This window comes from Nonomuraea insulae (genome assembly GCF_042656245.1).
Genome location: NZ_JBHSPA010000130.1, coordinates 1 through 18,169 on the forward strand (window position 1 = coordinate 1; position 18,169 = coordinate 18,169).

The window sequence follows — 18,169 nt, forward strand, 5'->3', positions numbered from 1 at the left end:
GCCACCGCGCCGGGAGGCCCGGCCGGCGGACAGCTCCAGCTCCTCGGCCACCGCCTCGTCGGGGCCGGTCGCGGCGGCGGCCAGGTGCCAGGCGCGCCGGTCGGAGTCCCTGTCCACCAGCATCGCCGCCAAGGTCTGCTCCACGGCGCGGCGGCGCAGGAACGTGGCGCCCCGGTAGACGGCCGAGCGCACGAGCGGGTGGCGGAAGGTCAGGACGCCGCCCTCGACCCGTACGAGACCGGCGCTCTCCGCTTCGTCGAGCGCCTCCGGGGCCACGTCCAGTGCCTGGGCCGCCCGGAGCACGAGGCCGATCTCGCCGCTCTCCTCGGCGGCGGCGATCAGGAGCAGGGTCTGCGCCGGGGCCGGCAGGTGCCGTACCCGGTCGAGGAAGACCTGTTCGACCACCTCGCCGACGGGCAGCCGGTCGGGCAGCGGTCGTACGCCGGCCAGTTGCTCGGCCGACAAGGAGCCCGGCAGTTCCAGCAGGGCGAGCGGGTTGCCGGCGGTGCTGGCCACCAGCAGGGCGGCGACCTGGGGTGTGAGCGCCACGGAGGTGCGCTCGGCCAGCAGCGCCCGCGCGGCCTCCGGCTCCAGCCCGCGCAGGCGCAGCTCGGGCAGGCCGGCGAGTGGACGGCGGGGACCCAATGGGTCGGGCGAACCCGGGCCCGGGTCCTCCTCGCGCACCGCGAGCAGCAGCACGACCCCCTCGGCCTCCAGGCGCCGCGCCACGAAGGCCAGCACGTCGGCCGAGGCCCCGTCCAGCCAGTGCGCGTCGTCGACCAGGCACACCAGCGGCCCCTCCTCGGCCACCTCGGACAGCAGGCTCAGCACCGCCACCGAGACCAGGAACCGGTCCCCGTCGACCGGATCGCCCAGCCCGAAAGCGCCCCGGAGCGCGACGGCCTGCCCTGAGGGGATCGCGGCGAGCCGGTCGGACACGGGTCGGAGGAGCTGGTGCGCCGCCGCGTACGGGAGTTCGGCCTCGGACTCGACGCCGCCGCCCCGCAGGACCCGCAGGCCGGTGGCCTGTGCGGCGGCGAAGTCGAGCAGGGCGGACTTGCCGATGCCCGCCTCGCCGCGCAGGACGAGCACGCCGCTGCGCCGGTCGCGAGCGCCGTCGAGCAGCCCCGCGATGAGAGCGCATTCCCGCTCCCTGCCATGCAGCATGCCCCGATCGTACGTCCGGTTCCGTGGGCGGCCACGGGCCCCGGACGTACGATCGAGGACCCGTGCTCAGTTCAGTGGCAGGTGGCGGCATGTCCGTTATGCCTTAGACTGCGGCAGATGTCCCTGGCCCCCGCCCGGCTGGCCTGGCTGGACGCCCTGCGGGGACCGGCAGCGCTGGCCGTCACCATGCACCACGCCGGCTGGACGTTCATCCCGGACGTCTGGGCCGAGGTGGACCGCCGGATCGATCTCGGAAGCTGCGGCGTGTTCGTGTTCTTCCTGGTCAGCGGCTACATCATCCCCGCTTCCCTGGAACGCCGCGGCGACCTGCGCGCCTTCTGGACCGGCAGGGCCTTCCGCCTGCTCCCGCTGCTGCTGGCCGCCGCCTGCCTGGCGTTCGTGCTCATCGGGACAGGCGTGCTCCCGCTCCCGCCCGGCCTGGGCGATCGCCCGTGGCCGGTGGTGGCGCTCGGCAACGTGACGATGCTCCAGGAACTGCTCAACCTGCCCGCCGTCATCGGCGTGGCGTGGACGTTGTCGTACGAGATGGCGTTCTACCTGATGTGCGTGGCGCTGTTCGCGGTGCGGCAGGCGCACCGGTCGGCGGGGATCGCCGTCGCGCTGGCGCTGCTCGCGGTGCCGCTGGGCCTGCTGCTGCCGAAGGCGGTGGTCGGCCCGGCCGACCTGGTCGCCGTGCCGCTCGGGCTGGCGGTCGTGGCGGCCATCGCGGTGAGCGTGCTGGGGCGCGGCCGGGCGCGTACGGCGGGCGCGGTCGCGGGCGGCGCGCTGGGGCTGGCGCTGGTGGTCGTGGGCAGCAGGGGCGGCACCTGGCAGGGTGTGATCATCGTGGCGACGATGTTCGCGGGGACCGCGGTGTACCGGGCCGAGCAGGGCACGATCTCCTGGCGGGCCGCCGTGGTCGCGGTGGCGGCGGCCCTGGGCTGCGGGCTCCCTGCCAAGACGGATCCGGCCTGGGTGTCCGCGCTCGTGGTGGCCTTCGGGGCCTTCGCGCTGGCGTACGCACTGCGGGAGCGGGCCTTCCCGCGCTGGCTGACCCGGCTCGGCGTGATCAGCTTCTCCCTCTACCTGCTGCACCCGCTCCTGCTGTACGTGCTCCCCGGCCCGGCGCTCTACCTCCTCGCCCTGATCCCGCTCAGCCTGCTGACCTACCACCTGATCGAGCGCCCGGCCCAGCGGCTCGGCAAGCGCCTGATCACCTCCGCCGGCTGAGCCTCAGCGGCAGAACGGCGCCTGGCCGAGCACCGACCTGACGCCGCCGAGCAGGTGCTGCAGGAAGTACCTGTCGCCCTCCATCGGCTCGTCGGTCCACGCCTTGACGTCGTGGCCGAGGGTGGTCAGCCAGGCCCGGCCGCCGTCGTAGTACTGGCACCAGCTCACCGCGTGGTCGTCGCCGTGCCCCGGATGGCCCAGGTTGCCGCGTACGCCCTGCGGCAGGGTGGACTCGTCCACCTCGGCCAGCACCCGGACCTTGGTGGGCGCGGGCACCAGGTTGTACCACTCGTCGGAGAAGGCCCAGCGCTGCGGCAGGCCCTGGGTGGAGACGTCGCGCCGGTCCACGGTGAGGACCGTGCCGGGCTGGTTGGCGCCGTGGTCGTAGAAGTTGGCGTTGCCGAGCAGGCCCTCGTACCAGGGCCAGTTGTACTCGGTGCCGAACGCGTTGTGCACGCCGGCGAACCCGCCGCCCGCCCTGACGTACTGCCGCAGCGCCGTCTGCGCCGCGTCGTCGAGCGTGTCGCGCGTGGTGCTGAGGAACATCACCGCGTTGTAGGACAGCAGCCGCCCGGCCGAGGAGAGCTGGCCGACGTCCTCGGTGTAGTCCACGGCGAACCCGTTCTCCTGCCCGATCCTGATCATCGCCTTGACGGCCACGTTGTCGTCGTTGAGCGGCGGGTTCAGCCCCGGGCCGAGCGGGGTGCCGAGGTGCGCGTGCCTCGGGCCGGCCGTGCGGCTGTAGACGAGCAGTTTGTAGCCCTTGGCCGGGTCGAAGTTGCCCCAGTCGTGGTAGCAGCGGGGGTCGGTGCCTCTGCAGACGCCGTAGTCGGGATCGCCCAGATTCTGCGCGCCCTGGTCACGTCCGGAGGAGGCGGGAGCGGCGGAGCTGGGCGGGGTGGCGGCCAGCAGCAGCACCGCGGCACCCGCGGCGGCGACGGTGGAGAGGGTGATGCGCATGCGTTCCTCACATTGGGGGGTCGGGGCTGAGGTGGGTGGGCTGGACGAAGGGTGGGATCGGGCCCTTGTTGCGGCGGCCCTGGCCGGACTCCTCCCAGGCGTGGGCGAGGATCCCGACGCTGCGGCTCAGCACGAACAGGCCCCTGGCCAGCGGCGCGGGGAAGCCCAGCTCGGCGTAGATCACCGCGGTCGCGCCGTCGACGTTCATCGGGACGGGAGCGATCAGCTCCTCCACCTCCCGCGCCGCCCGCACGTGCGCCCCGGCCACGACGCCGTCGGCCGCCGCCGCGTCCACGAGGGCGAGCAGCGGGTCGCGGCGCGGGTCGCGGGTGTGGAAGCGGTGCCCGAATCCCGGCAGATACTTGTCGCGGGCCCGCCACCGCCGCACGGTCCCGGCCGCGTCACCGCTGGCCAGGACGTCCTGGAGCAGCTCGACGCACTGCTCACCCGCACCGCCGTGCACGTCGCCGAGCAGGTTGACGCCGGTGGCGATGGCGTTGTTGAGGCCCACGCCGCAGGTGATCGCCATCCGGGCGACGGCGATCGACGGGGCGTGCGGCCCGTGATCCACCCCGGCCACCAGCGCCGCCTCCAGCAACGCGGCCTCCCGCTCGCCCGGCGTCTCGCCACGCAGCAGCAGCCACACGACCTCGGCGAACCCGGCCCGCCCGATCAGCTCCTGCACCGGCCTGCCCCGCAACTCGATGACGTCGGGCGCCACCCGCGACACCGCCGTCCCCCACCAGTCCGCCACGGCCTCCATCCCGGCGCCGCCGTCCGCCGGGTTCATGACGTCACCCCGAACTCCGCGTTGTGCTGGCCGAGGACGGGAGCGGGACCGCGGGCGCGCAGGGGGTCGCCGTTGACGAGCACCCCGTTTCCGGCGACGGTCACGCACCGCCCGTCGCCGCCGGGGAAGGGCACCTCGGTCAGGAAGCCGCGTTCGCGTACCTGGTCGAGGGCCAGGGCCTGCGCCACCGTGAGGATGCGCGCGGCCGGGACGCCCTCGCGGGAGAGGATCTCCTCCCACTCCAGCGCCGTCTTGGCCCGCAACGCCTGGTTGAGCTCGTCGTTCAGCGCCGCACGATGGACCTTGCGGGCGTCGCGCCCGGCGAAGCGGGGGTCGGCGGGCAGGTCGGGGCGGCCCACCAGGCGGCACAGCGTCTCGAACTGGGCCTGCTGGTTGGCGGCGATGTTCAGCGGCCCGTCGGCGGTCTCGAAGGTGCCGGACGGCGCCGCGGTGGCGTTCTGGTCCCCCATCGGCTCCGGTTCCACGCCGCTGATCAGGTAGTTCGAGACCGTCCAGCCCATCGCGGAGAGCGAGGCCTCCAGCATCGACAGGTCGAGGAAACACCCGGCCCCCGTACGCTGCCGCCCGGCCAGAGCGGCGGAGACGGCCAGCGCCGCCATCAGCCCGCCGATCGTGTCGGAGATGGGGAAGCCGACCCGCAGCGGCGCCGTGTCGGCGGTGCCGGTGACGCTCATCATGCCCGACAGCCCCTGGATGATCTGGTCGTACGCGGGCGCCCCGCTCATGGGCCCGCTCTGGCCGAACCCGGAGATGGCGCAGTACACCAGCCCGGGATTGAGCTCACGCAGCCGCTCCCACCCGTACCCGAGCCTGGCCAGCACCCCTGACCTGAAGTTCTCCAGCAGGACGTCCGCCCCGGCCACCATCGACTCGAACGCCTCGCGCCCCGCCGCGCTCTTCAGGTCCAGCTCGACCGACTTCTTGCCGGCGTTCTGCGCGAGGAACGAGGCTCCGGTGAGCTCCCGGTTGAGCCGCGGGTCGGGGCCGAGGCGGCGGGCGAGGTCACCGACGCCGGGCAGCTCGACCTTGACCACCTCCGCGCCGAACAACATCAGCTGGTAGCCGCAGTAGGGCCCGGCCAGAACGTTGGTCAGGTCCACGACCTTGATGCCGTCCAGTGGCAACTGCTGCATGCACGCTCCAAAAGGTCAGGCGAATGGGCCGTACGCTAACATCCGGTCCACACAGTGGTCCATAAGCTCCACAGTACGGATCAACGTCCCTCTTGCCAGAGTCGTGAGACTCCTCATACCTTGAGGAAATCCACCATGCGGTTCCTGAGAACCGTCAAGCGGATTCAACGGAGATGACATGGACGCAGTCCACGAAGCCGCATGCCTGGTCGCCGGCACGTGGCTGAGCGAAGGCCCCCGATCAGAACGCTCCGGCCCGTACGTCCGGCGCGTGGTGAGCAGCGCCCGCCTCGCCCAGCCCGGCGACATCACCACAGCCCTCGACCACGCCCGCCGCGGCGCCAGGACGGTCGCGCGGCTGGCCCCCGCGACGCGGGCGGCGATCCTGGAACGCGCCTCGGCCGCGGTCACCGGGCGCGTCGAGGAGTTCGCCGGGCTGCTGGCCCTGGAGCTGGGCAAGCCGCTCAAGGACGGGCGCGGCGAGATGGTGCGGGTGGCCGACACGTTCGCCGTGGCCGCGGCCGAGGCCAGGTCGATCGGCGGCGAGGTGTTACCGGTGGCCGGCTGGGCGCGCGGGGTGGGCAACACCGCGATCACCCAGCGCGCGCCGGCCGGGCCCGTGCTGGCGATCACGCCGTTCAACGCGCCCGCCAACCTCCTGGCACACAAACTGGCGGCCTCGTTCGCGGCCGGCAACACCACGATCGTCAAGCCGCCGCCGCAGGCCCCGGCCGTCTCGACCGCGCTGGTGCGGCTGCTGCTCGACGCCGGGATGCCGGTCGAGGCCGTGCAGGTGCTGCACGGCGGCGGCGAGGTGGGCGCGCGGCTGTGCGCGGCGCCGGAGATCGCCGTCGTGAGCTTCACCGGCGGCATCACGGCCGGGGCTGCCGTGGCGCACGCGGCCGGGCCCAAGCGGGTGCTGCTGGAGCTGGGCGGCAACGCCGCCACCATCGTCTGCGAGGACGCCGACGTCGCCGAGGCGGCCCGGGTCTGCGCGCGTACCGGCTACAGCAACTCGGGGCAGAGCTGCATCTCCGTCCAGCGGGTGTACGTGCAGCGGGCCCGTTTCGCCGAGTTCGCCGACGCGCTGACGGCCGAGGTCAAGGCGCTGCGCGTGGGCGACCCGCTGGACCCGGCCACCGACGTCGGCTCGATGGTGGACGACGAGGCCGCCGAGCGGGTGGTGCGGTGGAGCGCCGAGGCGGCGCAGGCGGGCGCGACCGTGACGACCGGGGGCAGCAGGGAGGGCGCGGTGATGGCGCCGACCGTGGTCGTCGCGCCGCCGGCCGAGGCCCGGGTGGTGCGCGAGGAGGTGTTCGGCGCACTCGTGGCGGTAATGCCGTACGACGGGTTCGACGAGGTCATCGAGGAGTGCAACCGCAGCTCGTACGGACTGCAGGCCGGAGTGTTCACTCATGACATCCGCCGCATCGTCACCGCCTGGCGCGAGCTGGAGGTCGGCGGCCTGGTCGTGAACGGCTCCTCCAACTTCCGCCTCGACCACGTCCCCTTCGGCGGTGTGAAGGACTCCGGCATCGGCCGCGAGTCGCCCCGCTGGATGATCGAGGACTTCACCGTGACCAAGACCCTCCTGCTCAAGGGCCTGACCATCTGGGGAGATCAATGACGACCACGGCCGCACAGGCGCTCGTCGCCCAACTGGAGGACCTGGGCGTCGAGTACGTCTACGGCACCTGCGGGCACACCAACATCGCCGTCCTGGACGCGCTGGCCGACAGCCGCATCCGCTTCGTCATCGCCCGCCACGAGCAGGCGGCGGCGCACGCCGCCGACGGCTACGCCCGCACCTCCGGCAAGCCCGGTGTGCTGCTGGTGCACGTCGGCCCCGGCCTGACCAACGCCACGACGGGCGTCATGACCGCCGCCCTGGACTCGGTGCCGATGGTGGTGATCTCCGGCGACATCCCCTCCTACTACCAGGGCCGCCACCCGCACCAGGAGATCAACCTGCACGCCGACGCCGACCAGGCGAGCGTGTTCCGGCCGTTCGTCAAGCGGGCCTGGAACGTGCACCGCGCCCAGGACCTGGGCCGGGCCGTCGAGCGCGCCTTCTGGACGGCGACCTCGGGGCGGCCGGGAGCGGTGCTGGTCAACGTGCCGATGGACGTCTTCTCCAAACCCGCCGCGGCCTACCCGCCCATCAGCCGGGCGGCCCCGCCAGACCTGCCCCGGGCGACGGCGGAGCTGATCGCGGCCCGGCTGGCGGGCGCCGAGCGGCCGCTGATCTACGTGGGCGGCGGGCTGCGCGAGGACACGGACTCGCTGCTCTCCCTGGCCGAGCACCTGGACCTGCCGATCGCGCACTCGCTCATGGCCAAGGGCACCGTGCCCGACGGGCATCCGCTGGTGCTGGGCATGACCGGGTTCTGGGGGCTGGAGCTGACCAACGCCTACGCCCGGGAGGCCGACGTGGTGCTGGCGCTCGCCACACGTTTCGCCGAGACCGACGCCAGCTCCTGGGATCCCCGCTTCACCTGGGACTTCACCGGCAGCACGCTGATCCAGATCGACATCGACCCGGCCGAGATCGGCCGCAACTACCCGGTGGAGATCGGCGCGGTCGCCGACGTGGGCCTCGCGGTCAAGGCGCTGGCCGGCGCCGTCAAGTCCCATCCTGCGCGCGACCGGCCCGAGCTGCGGCGGCGGATCCACGAGGCCAGGTCGGGGCTGTTCGCGGCGAGCAGGGAGCGCGGCACGAGCGAGGCCTTCCCGCTGCGGCCGGAGCGCATCCTGGCCGACCTGCGCGACTCGATTCCCGGGAACGCGATCCTGGTCACCGACGTGGGCTGGAACAAGAACGGCGTCGCCCAGTGCTACGAGCTGCCGCCCGAAGGCCGTTTCATCACCCCCAGCGGCGCCTCCACCATGGGCTTCGGCCCGGCCGCCGCGGTCGGCGTACAACTGGCCAGGCCCGATGCCGTCGTGGTCGCGCTGGTCGGGGACGGCGGGATGAGCGCGCAACTGCCCGCCGTGCCGATGGCGGTCGAGCAGGGCGCGCCGGTGATCTTCGTGGTGATGAACAACCGGTCCCACGGCACCATCTCCGACCTGCAGAGCGCGCACTTCGGCCGCAGTCACGGATGCGACTTCACCGACCCCGCCGGCCTGCCCTACAGCCCCGACTTCGCCGCGCTGGCCGCCGCGTGCGGCGCGGACGGCCACACCGTCACCACCGCCGCCGGCCTCGGCTCGGCTCTGCGCGCGGCCATCGCGAACCGGCGGCCGGCCGTCATCGACGTCCCGATGGTGAACGAACCGGTGCCGACCCCGGGGCACTGGAACATCAAGGACATCTACCGGGGAATCTTCGCCGACTGATGCCAACCAGATATTCCCTCGAACTTCTCCGCGACATATAACGTACGTACTAGTCCGTGAATTAGGCATCACCAATCCCCCCATGAGGTGAACCGTGTCTTTCGCGAGATTCTCCATCGCCGCGGCGGCGCTGATAGCCCTTGCCGCCTGCGCCCCTCCCGGCCAGTCCCAGGAGCCGGAGGCCGGCGCCACCGGGCCCATCAAGATCGCGAACGTCAACGCCCAGAGCGGGCAGCTCAGCTCGCTGGGCCAGTGGGAGCACAAGGGCGTCAAACTGGCCGTCGACGAGGCCAACAAGGCAGGCGGGATCGGCGGGCGGCAGATCCAGCTCGACCTGTTCGACAGCCAGGGCGACCCCACCGTCGGCACCAACCTGGCCAGGAAGATCGCCTCCGAGGGCTACGTGGCCATGCTGGGCACCGCAGAGAGCGCGGTCACGCTGGCCATGGCGCCCATACTCAAGGACGCCAAGATCCCGAACATCACCTCGGGTCAGTCGCCCAAGCTGGCCGAGCTGAAGAGCCCGTTCCTGTTCCTCAACGCGCCGACCAGCGTCACCTTCGACGAGACGCTGGCGAAATACCTGGTCGACGACAAGAGCATGAAGAAGATCGCGCTGATCAGCAACAACGGCGCGTACGGATCGGGCGAGCACGACGCGTTCCTCGCCTCGCTCAAGGCCAGGAGCGTCACCCCGCTGGCCGACGAGGTCGTCACCCCCGACCAGAAGGACTTCAACAGCAACCTGGCCAAGATCCGCGAGCAGGACCCGGAGGTGCTGTTCATCGGCGCGGAAGAGGTGCAGTCAGGGCTGATCGCCAAGCAGGCGCGCGAGCTGGGGCTGAAGGCGGTGTTCGCGGGCGGCGCGCCCATGGGCACCGACGTGTACGCCGGCACCGCGGGCCTGAAGAACGCCGAGGGCTCGGTCGTCAGCTCCCCCTATCTGAGCAACGACGCCAGCGAGCCGATCAAGGCGTTCGCCGCCAAGTACAAGGCGGCCTACAACGAGGACGCCCGCATGCACGTCGCCAAGGCCTACGACGGCGCGTCCATCATGATCGAGGCGCTCAAGCAGACCAAGGGCGAGGGCGGGCAGAAGCTGGCCGACGCCATCAGGGGCGTCAAGCGCGCGGGCCTGCTGGGCGACTACACCTACGACGCGAACGGGGTCGGCATCCACGCCACCAAGATCGGCTTGGTCAAGGACGGCAAGGTCGTCCCGGACGCCGCGGGCTGACGTGCAGGTCTTCCTCCAGACCCTGATCGGCGGGGTCACGTTCGGGGCGGTGTACGCGCTGGTGGCGATGGGATTCTCCATCGTCTACCGGACCATGGGCCTGGTCAACTTCGCCCACGGCAGCGTCGTGATGATCGGCGCGTACGCCGCCTCCACCTTCTACCTGGCCACCCAGGTCCCCTTCGCGGTGGCGGTCGTCGTGGCGATCGCGGTCACGTCACTGATCGGCCTGGTCATCGAGCGGTTCCTGCGGCCGCTGGAGAACAAGGACTTCACGCTGATGCTGATCGGCACGATCGGCTTCGGCGCCGTGCTGGAGGCGGGGGCGGTGCTGGTCTGGGGCGCCACGGGGCACGCGGTGCCCTCCCCGGTGGCGACCGAGCCGCTGGACCTGGCGGGAGTGCGCATTCCCACGTACAACCTGGTCGTGATCGCCGTGGCGGCGCTGGCCACCGGCCTGCTGGCGCTGTTCCTGCAGCGCACCAAGCGGGGCGCGGCCATGCAGGCGGTGGCCATGGACCACGAGGCGGCCACCGCGGTCGGCATCCACGTCGGCCGCAGCAACGCCATGGCCTTCGCCATCGGCGCGGGCCTGGCGGCGCTGGCCGGCAGCCTCATCGGCCCCATGTTGTACGTCAACCCGACCATGGGCGGCACCCTCGGCATCAAGGGTTTCGCGGCGGCCATGCTCGGCGGGTTCGGCAGCATGCCCGGCGCGATCGTCGGAGGCGTGGCCTTCGGGCTGCTCGACTCCTTCGCCGCGGGCAACTTCCAGGAGTATTCCGAGCTCGTCACGTTCCTGGTCTTCGCCCTCGTGGTCATGATCCGGCCCACCGGCATCTTCGGAGAGGCGACGGTGAACCGCGCGTGAAACGTCTGGCTTTCCTCGTCCCCGTCGCGGTGGCCGCCTGGCTGCTGCCGTACGGGCTGGGCGGCTACTCCATGCACGTCCTCGCCGTCGCGATCATCTTCGCCATCCTGGCCATCGGCCTGGGCCTGACCATGGGGGTGGCCGGGCAGATCAACCTGGCCCAGGTGGCCTTCTTCGGCGTCGGCGCCTACTCCGTGGCCATCCTGTGCACGCGGGCCGGCCTCGGTTTCTGGACGGCGGCGCTGCTGGCGCTGGTCGTCTCCGTGCTGTTCGGCGTGCTGGTCGGCGTGCCGGCGCTGCGCATGCAGTCGCACTATCTCGGCATCGTCACGCTGGGGCTGGCGCTGGCCTTCACCAACTGGGTCACGAACGCGACGATCGCGGGGCGGGCCGAGGGCATCAGCGACATTCCGGTGCCGGTGCTGTTCGGGCTGGAGCTGTCCAGCGCGTACCTGTTCTACTACGTCGAGCTGGTCGTGTTCGCGCTGGCGCTGGCGTTCGCGCTGTTCGTCACGCACTCGCCGCTCGGGCGCAGGTTGCGGGCCATGCGTGACGACGACCTGGCGGCCGGCGCGCTGGGCGCCGAGATCCCGTTGTTGCGGATGACCGCGTTCGTGCTGTCCGGCCTGTACGGCGGCCTGGCCGGAGTGTTGTACGCCGGGCTCATCCGGTTCGTGGCGCCCGAGTCGTTCAACATCGCCAACATGTTCCTGCTGCTCGCCATGGTGATCATCGGCGGCCGGGCGAGCATCGTAGGCTGCGTCATCGGCGCCATCGGCCTGGCCATGGCCAGGGAAGCGCTGCTGGACGCCGCCGCCTACGCCCAGCTCGGCTACGGCCTCGTGGTCGTGCTCGCCGTGGTCTTCGCCCCCAAGGGCCTGGCCGGGCTGCCCGCCCAGCTCCGCGCCCTGCTCCGGCGGCACAAGCCCGGCACGCCCGTGCGGCTGGGGCCCTTCCGGCCTTTCGCGGCGGTTCCTGCGGCCGGCGACTCGACCGTGCTGGAGGCCGAGGGCGTGACCATGCGGTTCAAGGGCCTGGTCGCGCTGGACGGCGTCTCACTGGCCGTGCCGCGCGGCGAGATCCGCGGCGTGGTGGGGCCCAACGGCTCGGGCAAGACGACGCTGTTCAACGTGATCAGCGGCTTCTACACGCCGAGCGCGGGGGCGGTGCGGGTGGACGGGCGCGAGGTCACCGGCGCGGCGCCGTACCGGCTGTCGCAGCGCGGCGTCGCCCGCACCTTCCAGAACCTGCGGCTGTTCGAGGACCTGAACGTGCGCGAGAACATCCTGCTCGGCCTCGACCGCACCCGCACCTCCTGGATCTGGCGCTACGCGGCGGCGCCGTGGCGGGTCTTCGGCTACCAGCGCGATCTGGACCGCCGCGCCGACGAGATCATCGACCGGTTCGGGCTCGCCGACTTCGCCGTGGCCATCCCGCGCTCGTTGCCCTACGGCATCCAGCGGCGCATCGAGATCGCCCGCGCCCTGGCCATGTCGCCCACCCTGCTCCTGCTCGACGAACCCGCCGCCGGGATGAACGGGGAGGAGGTGCGCCGGCTCGCCGAGATCGTCCGCTCCATCCGCGACTCCGGCGTCACCGTCGTCATCATCGAGCACAACATGGGCCTGGTCATGTCCCTGTGCGACCACGTCACCGTGCTGGCCGGCGGCCGGGTCATCGCCGACGGCACCCCGGCGGAGGTCGCCATCGCCCCGGCCGTCGTGCAGGCCTACCTCGGCGACTCCATGGCAGCCCCGACCGAGTCCGCCGCCGAGGAGGCCACCCGATGAGCACGCTCACCGTCGAGAACCTCTCGGTCCACTACGGCGGCGTGCGGGCCGCCCACGACGTCTCCTTCACCGTCGAGGCCGGCCAGTCACTCGGCATCATCGGCGCCAACGGCGCGGGCAAGTCCTCCACGCTCAAGGCCATCATGGGGCTCGCGCCCCGCCGGGCCGACGCCATCGGCTTCGGCGACGCCAACCTGCTGCGCGCCCCCGCGCACACCCTGGTCCGGCACGGGATCGGCTACGTGCCCGAGGGGCGGCACGTCTTCCCCGGTCTCACCGTGGAGAAGAACCTGCTGCTCGGCGCGTACACCAGCAGCTGGCGGCGCACGCCCATCGACGAGGTCTACACCTTGTTCCCCGTCCTGGGCGAGATGCGCCACCGGCTGGCGGGGGCGTTGTCGGGCGGGCAGCAGCAGATGCTGGCCGTCGGCCGCGCGCTCATGTGCCGGCCCAAGGTGATGTTGCTCGACGAACCCTCGATGGGGTTGTCGCCGATCCTCGTGGCGGAGATCGCGGGCGTGCTCAAGCGGCTCAACGCCGACGGGCTGAGCATCCTGCTAGTCGAGCAGAACGCCAAGCTCACCTTCGAGGTCACCACCTCCTGCCTGGTGATGGAGAACGGCGAGATCGCCGCCACCGGCGCCTCGGCGGACCTGCGCGACGACCCGCGGGTCCGGCGCATCTACCTCGGCCTGTGATTCGGCCGGCGAACGAAAGGGATGACCATGGTCCATCGACGTCAGTTACTCATGGGCGCAGTCGCCGCCACCGTCCTGGTCCGGCCGGACCCGGCCGCCGCCGCCACCCGTCGCTCCGGCCGGGACTTCCCCAAGGTCGGCGGCAATCTGGCCAACCAGAGCTACTCCGACCTGCGTGGCGTGCACCGGGGCAACGTCAGGCGGTTGCGGGCCGCGTGGGTGAACAACATCGAGGGCGGGCTGGCGGCGGGCAACAGCCAGAGCACCGCCGTGGCCGTGAACGGGGTGTTGTTCATCGAGTCGGCGCTGGGCAACGTGGTGGCGGTGGACGGCCGTACCGGGGCGACGATCTGGAAGTACGAGCAGACGCGCGGTTCCGTCACCCGCCGCGGCGTCGGGATCGGCGGCGGCAGGGTCTACACCTGCGCCAACGACAACTGGCTGATCGCCCTCGACCAGCGCACGGGCCAGGTGCTGTGGGAGCGGCAGCACAACGGGTACGGCAACCTGGAGAAGGTCGCCGTCACCTACCACGACGGCATGCTCTACTGCGGCACGAACGACGGCCCGCGCGGCTCCGCCCTCGCCTTCGACGCGGAGACAGGCGACCTGGTGTGGCACTTCTGGGGTACGGCTGAGCCCGGCCAGGTCGGCGGCGGCACCTGGGAGGGCGACTCCTGGCAGAGCGGCGGGGCGACGCCGTGGATGCACTGCGCGATCGACGCGGAGCTGGGCCTGGTCTACTGGACGTTCGGCAACGCCAGGGGCAACAAGTCCTCGCAGGACGGCTCGGAGCGGGGCGGCCAGAACCTGTTCGCCAACTCGCTCGTGGCCATGGACCTGAAGACGGGCGCCTACCGCTGGCACTTCCAGTCCATCCACCACGACATCTGGGACATGGACAACGTCATGGCCCCGGTCCTGCTGGATGCCCGCGTGCACGGCCGGATGCGCAAGCTCGTCGTGTACGGCAGCAAGACCGGCATGCACTACGTCCTCGACCGCGCCGACGGCTCGGCCCCGCTGGGCATCGACGAGGTGCCCGTGCCACAGGAGCCCCGGCAGAAGACCTGGCCGACGCAGCCGTTCCCGCGCCAGGGCGGCTGGACCGAGCAGACGCCCGTACGGCAGCCGCTGGGCACCGAGATCCCCGGCGCGCCCCACCGGGCCGTCCCGAACTACAAGATCGGCCCGCTCTACACCCCGCACTGGGACGAACCCATCCTCACCATCCCCGGCCACGGCGGCGGCGCCGACTGGAACCACCAGTCCTACAGCCACAACACCCGCCTGGTATACACCGGCTTCGGCTACGTCGCCGCCGCCCACTCCCTCACCGAGGCGGCCAACGGGCTGCGACCGCCCGGCGAGTACATGACGGGCGGCGTGGTGGCCGTGGACCCCTCGACGAACCGGGTGCGGTGGAGGAAGCGCATGCCGTACTCGCTGGCCCATGGCAACGGCATCCTCACCACCGGCTCCGACCTGCTGTTCATCGGCCAGCCCGACGGCAACCTGCTCTGCCTCGACGCCCGCGACGGGCGCGAGTTGTGGCGGTGGCAGACAGGGGCCGCCGTGAGCAGCAGCCCCATCTCGTACGAGATCGACGGCGAGCAGTACGTGGCCGTCTACGCGGGCGGCACCAGCATCCCCTACGGCGACTCCGCGCCACGCGGCGACCACCTGTGGGTCTTCAAGCTCGGCGGCACCGTGCCGCCCGCCGCCACCCCGCCCGCGCCCGTGATCCGCCGCCCTGTCTCCGGCCAGCCGGTGGAAGGCGGCGCCGTGAACAACACGGTCGTCCTGGCCCGCGTCTACGCGAACGGGCAGGTCGGCGCCGTCGAGTCCACGGGCGTCAACGCCATGGCCCCCACGCACCTGCGCGTCCGGGCCGGCACCACGGTCACGTTCGTCAACCCCGCCGACAACGTCAACGTCCACGGGGCGACCCAGTTCTTCGAGGGCCTCTTCGACATCCGGCTCAAGCCGGGCGAATCCTTCCAGTACACCTTCACCAAGCCGGGCGAGTACTTCTTCAACGACACCTTCAGCCCGCGCCCCACCGGCAAGATCGAGGTGCTCCCCTAGGGGCGGCGCCGGGACGGCGGGCGCGGCGTGCGGGCGGTTTCTCCGCGAGCACGCCGCGTCCGACACCTTCTTTCGATCGCGCGCGGCGTTCACTGAGGCCAAGTGGGCCGCCTTCCTCCGTGCCTGCCCCTGGTTCGCCAGCCACTCGACGTTCCTGCGCAACCAGATGAGCGTGTACCGCGGCACCGGGCGGCTGGCGGTGGCCACCTACGCCTTCAAGCAGGACGACCTGATGGTGCGGAACTGGGGCCCGGAGAAGGACCCGTGGCTGCTCAACAGCGTCTACGCCCGCTACACCGTGCAGCCGCGCGGCCAGTTGCCAGGCCGCAGCCCCTGGTTCGCCGACTTCCGCGCCCTGCAGACTCCTTAGCTCAGCGGCCTCCTCGCCCGCTGTCAGAGCACTTCTAGATCATGTTTGCGCAAACTTGATCGTCTCGACGGCGCGGCACACGGCGAAAGCTAGGGGCCGCGCAGGTAGCCGACGACCATGTCGCCGACCATCCGCCGCTGCCTGGCGCGATGTTCGGCGGCGGTCATGTCGCGGCCGAACAGTGCGCCGAACGTGTGCTGGTTGGCCACCCGGAAGAAGCAGAACGCGCTGATCATCATGTGCACGTCGATGGCGTCGGCCTCGGTGACGAAGTCGCCCGTCGCCTGCCCTGCGTCCAGGATGCGCTCGATCAGGTCGAGCACCGGCGTGCCCAGGTTCGCCAGGGCCTCGGACTTGCGGAAGTGCTCGGCCTGATGGACGTTCTCGATCGCGACGAGGTGGATGAACTCGCGGTGCGCGTCGTGGTGGTCGAAGGTCAGCTCGGCCAGGGTGCGGATGGCCTCGACCGGCGCCAGGTGCTCGACGTCCACCGTGCGCTCGGCGGCGCGGACCTCGGCGTAGGCCTTCTCCAGCACAGCGACGTAGAGCCGCTCCTTGCTGCCGAAGTAGTAGTAGATCATGCGCTTGGTGGTGCGCATGCGGGCCGCGATCTCGTCCACCCTGGCGCCCGCGTAGCCGTAGCGGGCGAACTCGCTCTGCGCGACCTCCAGGATCTCCGCCTTCGTGCGGTCGGCGTCCCTCCGGCGTTCTGCGGTGGGCGAGGTCATTGGCTCATCATAGGCTGCCCCGCGTGCTGGACGGCCAGGCGGATCGGGGCGTTGAGCGCGCCGTAGCCCTGGTAGCCGCCGGTGCGCTGGACGATCTCGAAGAAGACGCGGCCGATGGTGATGGTGTACAGGTGCAGGAACTCACCGCCGTGCTCGTCCCTGTCGTACAGGACGCCCAGCTCCCGCAGCTCCGGGTCCACGTCGTGGCGGGCCTCCAGGTCGTCGTAGTAGTTGGCAGGGATGGGCAGCAGCAGGTCGGGGTGGTCGGCGCGCAGTCTGCGGGCCGTGGCCAGCAGGTCGCCGGTGGCCAGGGCCACGTGTTGCCACGGGGTGTGGCCGGCGCCGACCTGGGCGATGTTGAGCACCATGCGCACGTCGCCGCCGGGGGCGCTGGACATCGCCTTGCTGCGCAGCAGGCCGTACGGGTCGGGCAGCTCCAGGCTCTCCTGGGGCTGGAGGCCCAGCACGCTGCGGTAGAACAGGGCGGCCTCGTCGAAGTAGTGCAGCGGCTGGGTGAGGGCCACGTGGTCGATGTGGGTGATCTCCCCGGGCGCGGCGGCTCCCGGGCCGAAGTCGGTGAGCCAGGCGGTGTCGCAGAAGAAGATCTCGGTGCCGTCCGGGGCGGCGACCGCGTCCAGCGGGGCGTCCTCGGGGGCGCGCTCGCGGGGCAGCACCGGGGACAGCAACGACTCGGCGTGCTTGACCGCCCCCGTGGGGTGCGGGCTGTCCAGGCCGATCGCCACCAGGGCGGGAGCCTGCGTGCCGGTGGCGTTGAGCAGCAGCCGGGCCTCGCCCTGTGACCACAGCTCGACCGGCTTGGTGGCGTGCGCGCCGGTGCGCGCGAAGCCCAGCGCGCCCAGCACCTCGCCGAGCTCGCCGGTGCCGCCCAGCTCGGCGAAGGCGAATCCGGTCGGTACGGAAGGATGCGACGCCCCTTCGAGCTCCCCCTCCAGCGCGATCAGCGAGCGCATCCCGTCGCGCGCGGTGCGCCCGGTCCCGGCCTGGCGGAAGTGGTCGTTGAAGACCTCCAGCGACAGCGGTCCCGCGTACCCGGCGTTCAGCGTGTGCCTGACCAGCCTGGCGAGGTCGAAGGTGCCCTGGCCGGGGAAGCAGCGGTGGTGCCGGCTCCACTGCAGCACGTCCATGGCCAGCAGCGGCGCGTCGGCGAGCTGGAGGAAGAAGATCTTCTCGCCGGGGATGGCCTCGATGCCGATGGGGTCGGAGCCGCGCGACAGGATGTGGAAGCTGTCCAGGCAGGTGCCCAGGGCGGGGTGGTCGGCCATGTTCACCACCCGCCAGGCGTGCAGGTACTCGTTGACGTGCCTGCCCCAGGCCAGTGCCTCGTACGCGACGCGGACGCCGTGCTCGGCGGCCCGCTCGGCCAGCAGCCGCAGGTGCTCGGCGGCCAGGTCGTCGTCGCGGATCGTGGCGGGCGAGACGTTCGAGCAGACCAGCAGCAGGTCCGCGCCGAGGCGCTCCATCACCCGGAACTTGTGCTCGGCCCGCTCCAGGTTCGCCGCCAGCAGCGGCCCTGGCACGCACTCGAAGTCGCGGAAGGGCTGGTAGAGGTCGATGGTGAGGCCGAGGTCGGCGGCCCTGGCGCGGATCTCCTCCGGCGGATGCGGGCTGACGAGCAGGTCGTTCTCGAAGATCTCCACGCCGTCGAACCCGGCCGCCGCGATGGCCGCCAGCTTCTCCGTCAGCGTGCCGCTCACGGACACGGTAGCGATCGACTTACGCACGGCTC

Annotated in this window: 15 protein-coding genes; 9 read left to right on the forward strand and 6 right to left on the reverse strand. The window is 71.7% G+C overall.

Translation table 11 applies throughout. The annotated features are described in order from the left end of the window. A partial coding sequence (locus tag ACFPZ3_RS67620; RefSeq protein WP_379524885.1) for an ATP-binding protein occupies positions 1–1,167 on the reverse strand: 1,167 nt, incomplete at its 3' end. Between the two features lie 117 nt (positions 1,168–1,284). Between ACFPZ3_RS67620 and ACFPZ3_RS67625 the strand changes: the two genes are divergently transcribed. Continuing rightward, positions 1,285–2,397, forward strand: a complete 1,113-nt coding sequence (locus tag ACFPZ3_RS67625) for an acyltransferase family protein (protein ID WP_379524886.1) — start codon at positions 1,285–1,287, stop codon at positions 2,395–2,397. 3 nt (positions 2,398–2,400) lie between these two features. Here the strand turns inward: ACFPZ3_RS67625 and ACFPZ3_RS67630 are convergent, their stop codons facing one another. From ACFPZ3_RS67630 to ACFPZ3_RS67640, 3 genes are read right to left on the reverse strand one after another with little or no spacing between them, the layout of a single operon-like run. Further along, complete coding sequence (locus ACFPZ3_RS67630; protein WP_379524887.1) at positions 2,401–3,357, reverse strand: ThuA domain-containing protein; 957 nt, start codon at positions 3,355–3,357, stop codon at positions 2,401–2,403. A 7-nt stretch (positions 3,358–3,364) separates the two neighbouring features. Further along, complete coding sequence (locus ACFPZ3_RS67635; protein WP_379524888.1) at positions 3,365–4,147, reverse strand: citryl-CoA lyase; 783 nt, start codon at positions 4,145–4,147, stop codon at positions 3,365–3,367. Then, positions 4,144–5,301 carry a CaiB/BaiF CoA transferase family protein gene (locus tag ACFPZ3_RS67640; protein ID WP_379524889.1) on the reverse strand — a complete coding sequence of 386 codons (1,158 nt, stop codon included), beginning with the start codon at positions 5,299–5,301 and terminating at the stop codon, positions 4,144–4,146. Before ACFPZ3_RS67640 ends, ACFPZ3_RS67635 begins: the two co-directional genes overlap by 4 nt. Before the next feature lie 178 nt (positions 5,302–5,479). Here ACFPZ3_RS67640 and ACFPZ3_RS67645 point away from each other — a divergent pair, with 178 nt between their 5' ends. The 8 genes from ACFPZ3_RS67645 (at position 5,480) to ACFPZ3_RS67680 (ending at position 15,694) form a co-directional block, all read left to right on the forward strand. Then, positions 5,480–6,928, forward strand: coding sequence for an aldehyde dehydrogenase family protein (locus ACFPZ3_RS67645; RefSeq protein ID WP_379524890.1), 1,449 nt, complete (start codon positions 5,480–5,482; stop codon positions 6,926–6,928). Beyond that, positions 6,925–8,640, forward strand: a complete 1,716-nt coding sequence (locus ACFPZ3_RS67650; protein ID WP_379524891.1) for a thiamine pyrophosphate-binding protein — start codon at positions 6,925–6,927, stop codon at positions 8,638–8,640. Before ACFPZ3_RS67645 ends, ACFPZ3_RS67650 begins: the two co-directional genes overlap by 4 nt. A gap of 94 nt (positions 8,641–8,734) precedes the next feature. Continuing rightward, positions 8,735–9,877 (forward strand): ABC transporter substrate-binding protein, encoded by a 1,143-nt coding sequence (locus ACFPZ3_RS67655; RefSeq protein ID WP_379524892.1) that lies wholly within the window; start codon positions 8,735–8,737, stop codon positions 9,875–9,877. 1 nt (position 9,878) lies between these two features. Then, entirely contained in the window at positions 9,879–10,748 is an 870-nt protein-coding gene (locus ACFPZ3_RS67660) for a branched-chain amino acid ABC transporter permease (protein ID WP_379524893.1), read from the forward strand. Then, on the forward strand, positions 10,745–12,538 hold the full coding sequence (locus ACFPZ3_RS67665) for a branched-chain amino acid ABC transporter ATP-binding protein/permease (protein ID WP_379524894.1): 1,794 nt from the start codon (positions 10,745–10,747) through the stop codon (positions 12,536–12,538). Before ACFPZ3_RS67660 ends, ACFPZ3_RS67665 begins: the two co-directional genes overlap by 4 nt. Beyond that, positions 12,535–13,236, forward strand: coding sequence for an ABC transporter ATP-binding protein (locus tag ACFPZ3_RS67670; protein WP_379524895.1), 702 nt, complete (start codon positions 12,535–12,537; stop codon positions 13,234–13,236). Before ACFPZ3_RS67665 ends, ACFPZ3_RS67670 begins: the two co-directional genes overlap by 4 nt. Positions 13,237–13,263: 27 nt before the next feature. Further along, positions 13,264–15,324 carry an outer membrane protein assembly factor BamB family protein gene (locus ACFPZ3_RS67675; protein WP_379524896.1) on the forward strand — a complete coding sequence of 687 codons (2,061 nt, stop codon included), beginning with the start codon at positions 13,264–13,266 and terminating at the stop codon, positions 15,322–15,324. A gap of 166 nt (positions 15,325–15,490) precedes the next feature. Further along, the gene (locus tag ACFPZ3_RS67680) at positions 15,491–15,694 is read left to right on the forward strand and encodes a hypothetical protein (protein ID WP_379524897.1); all 204 of its coding nucleotides are present in this window, start codon (positions 15,491–15,493) and stop codon (positions 15,692–15,694) included. Between the two features lie 89 nt (positions 15,695–15,783). Here ACFPZ3_RS67680 and ACFPZ3_RS67685 read toward each other — a convergent pair whose 3' ends face one another. Further along, positions 15,784–16,422 (reverse strand): TetR family transcriptional regulator, encoded by a 639-nt coding sequence (locus ACFPZ3_RS67685; RefSeq protein ID WP_379524898.1) that lies wholly within the window; start codon positions 16,420–16,422, stop codon positions 15,784–15,786. Further along, positions 16,419–18,164 carry a bifunctional sugar phosphate isomerase/epimerase/4-hydroxyphenylpyruvate dioxygenase family protein gene (locus ACFPZ3_RS67690; protein WP_379524899.1) on the reverse strand — a complete coding sequence of 582 codons (1,746 nt, stop codon included), beginning with the start codon at positions 18,162–18,164 and terminating at the stop codon, positions 16,419–16,421. Before ACFPZ3_RS67690 ends, ACFPZ3_RS67685 begins: the two co-directional genes overlap by 4 nt. Positions 18,165–18,169 lie beyond the last annotated feature (5 nt).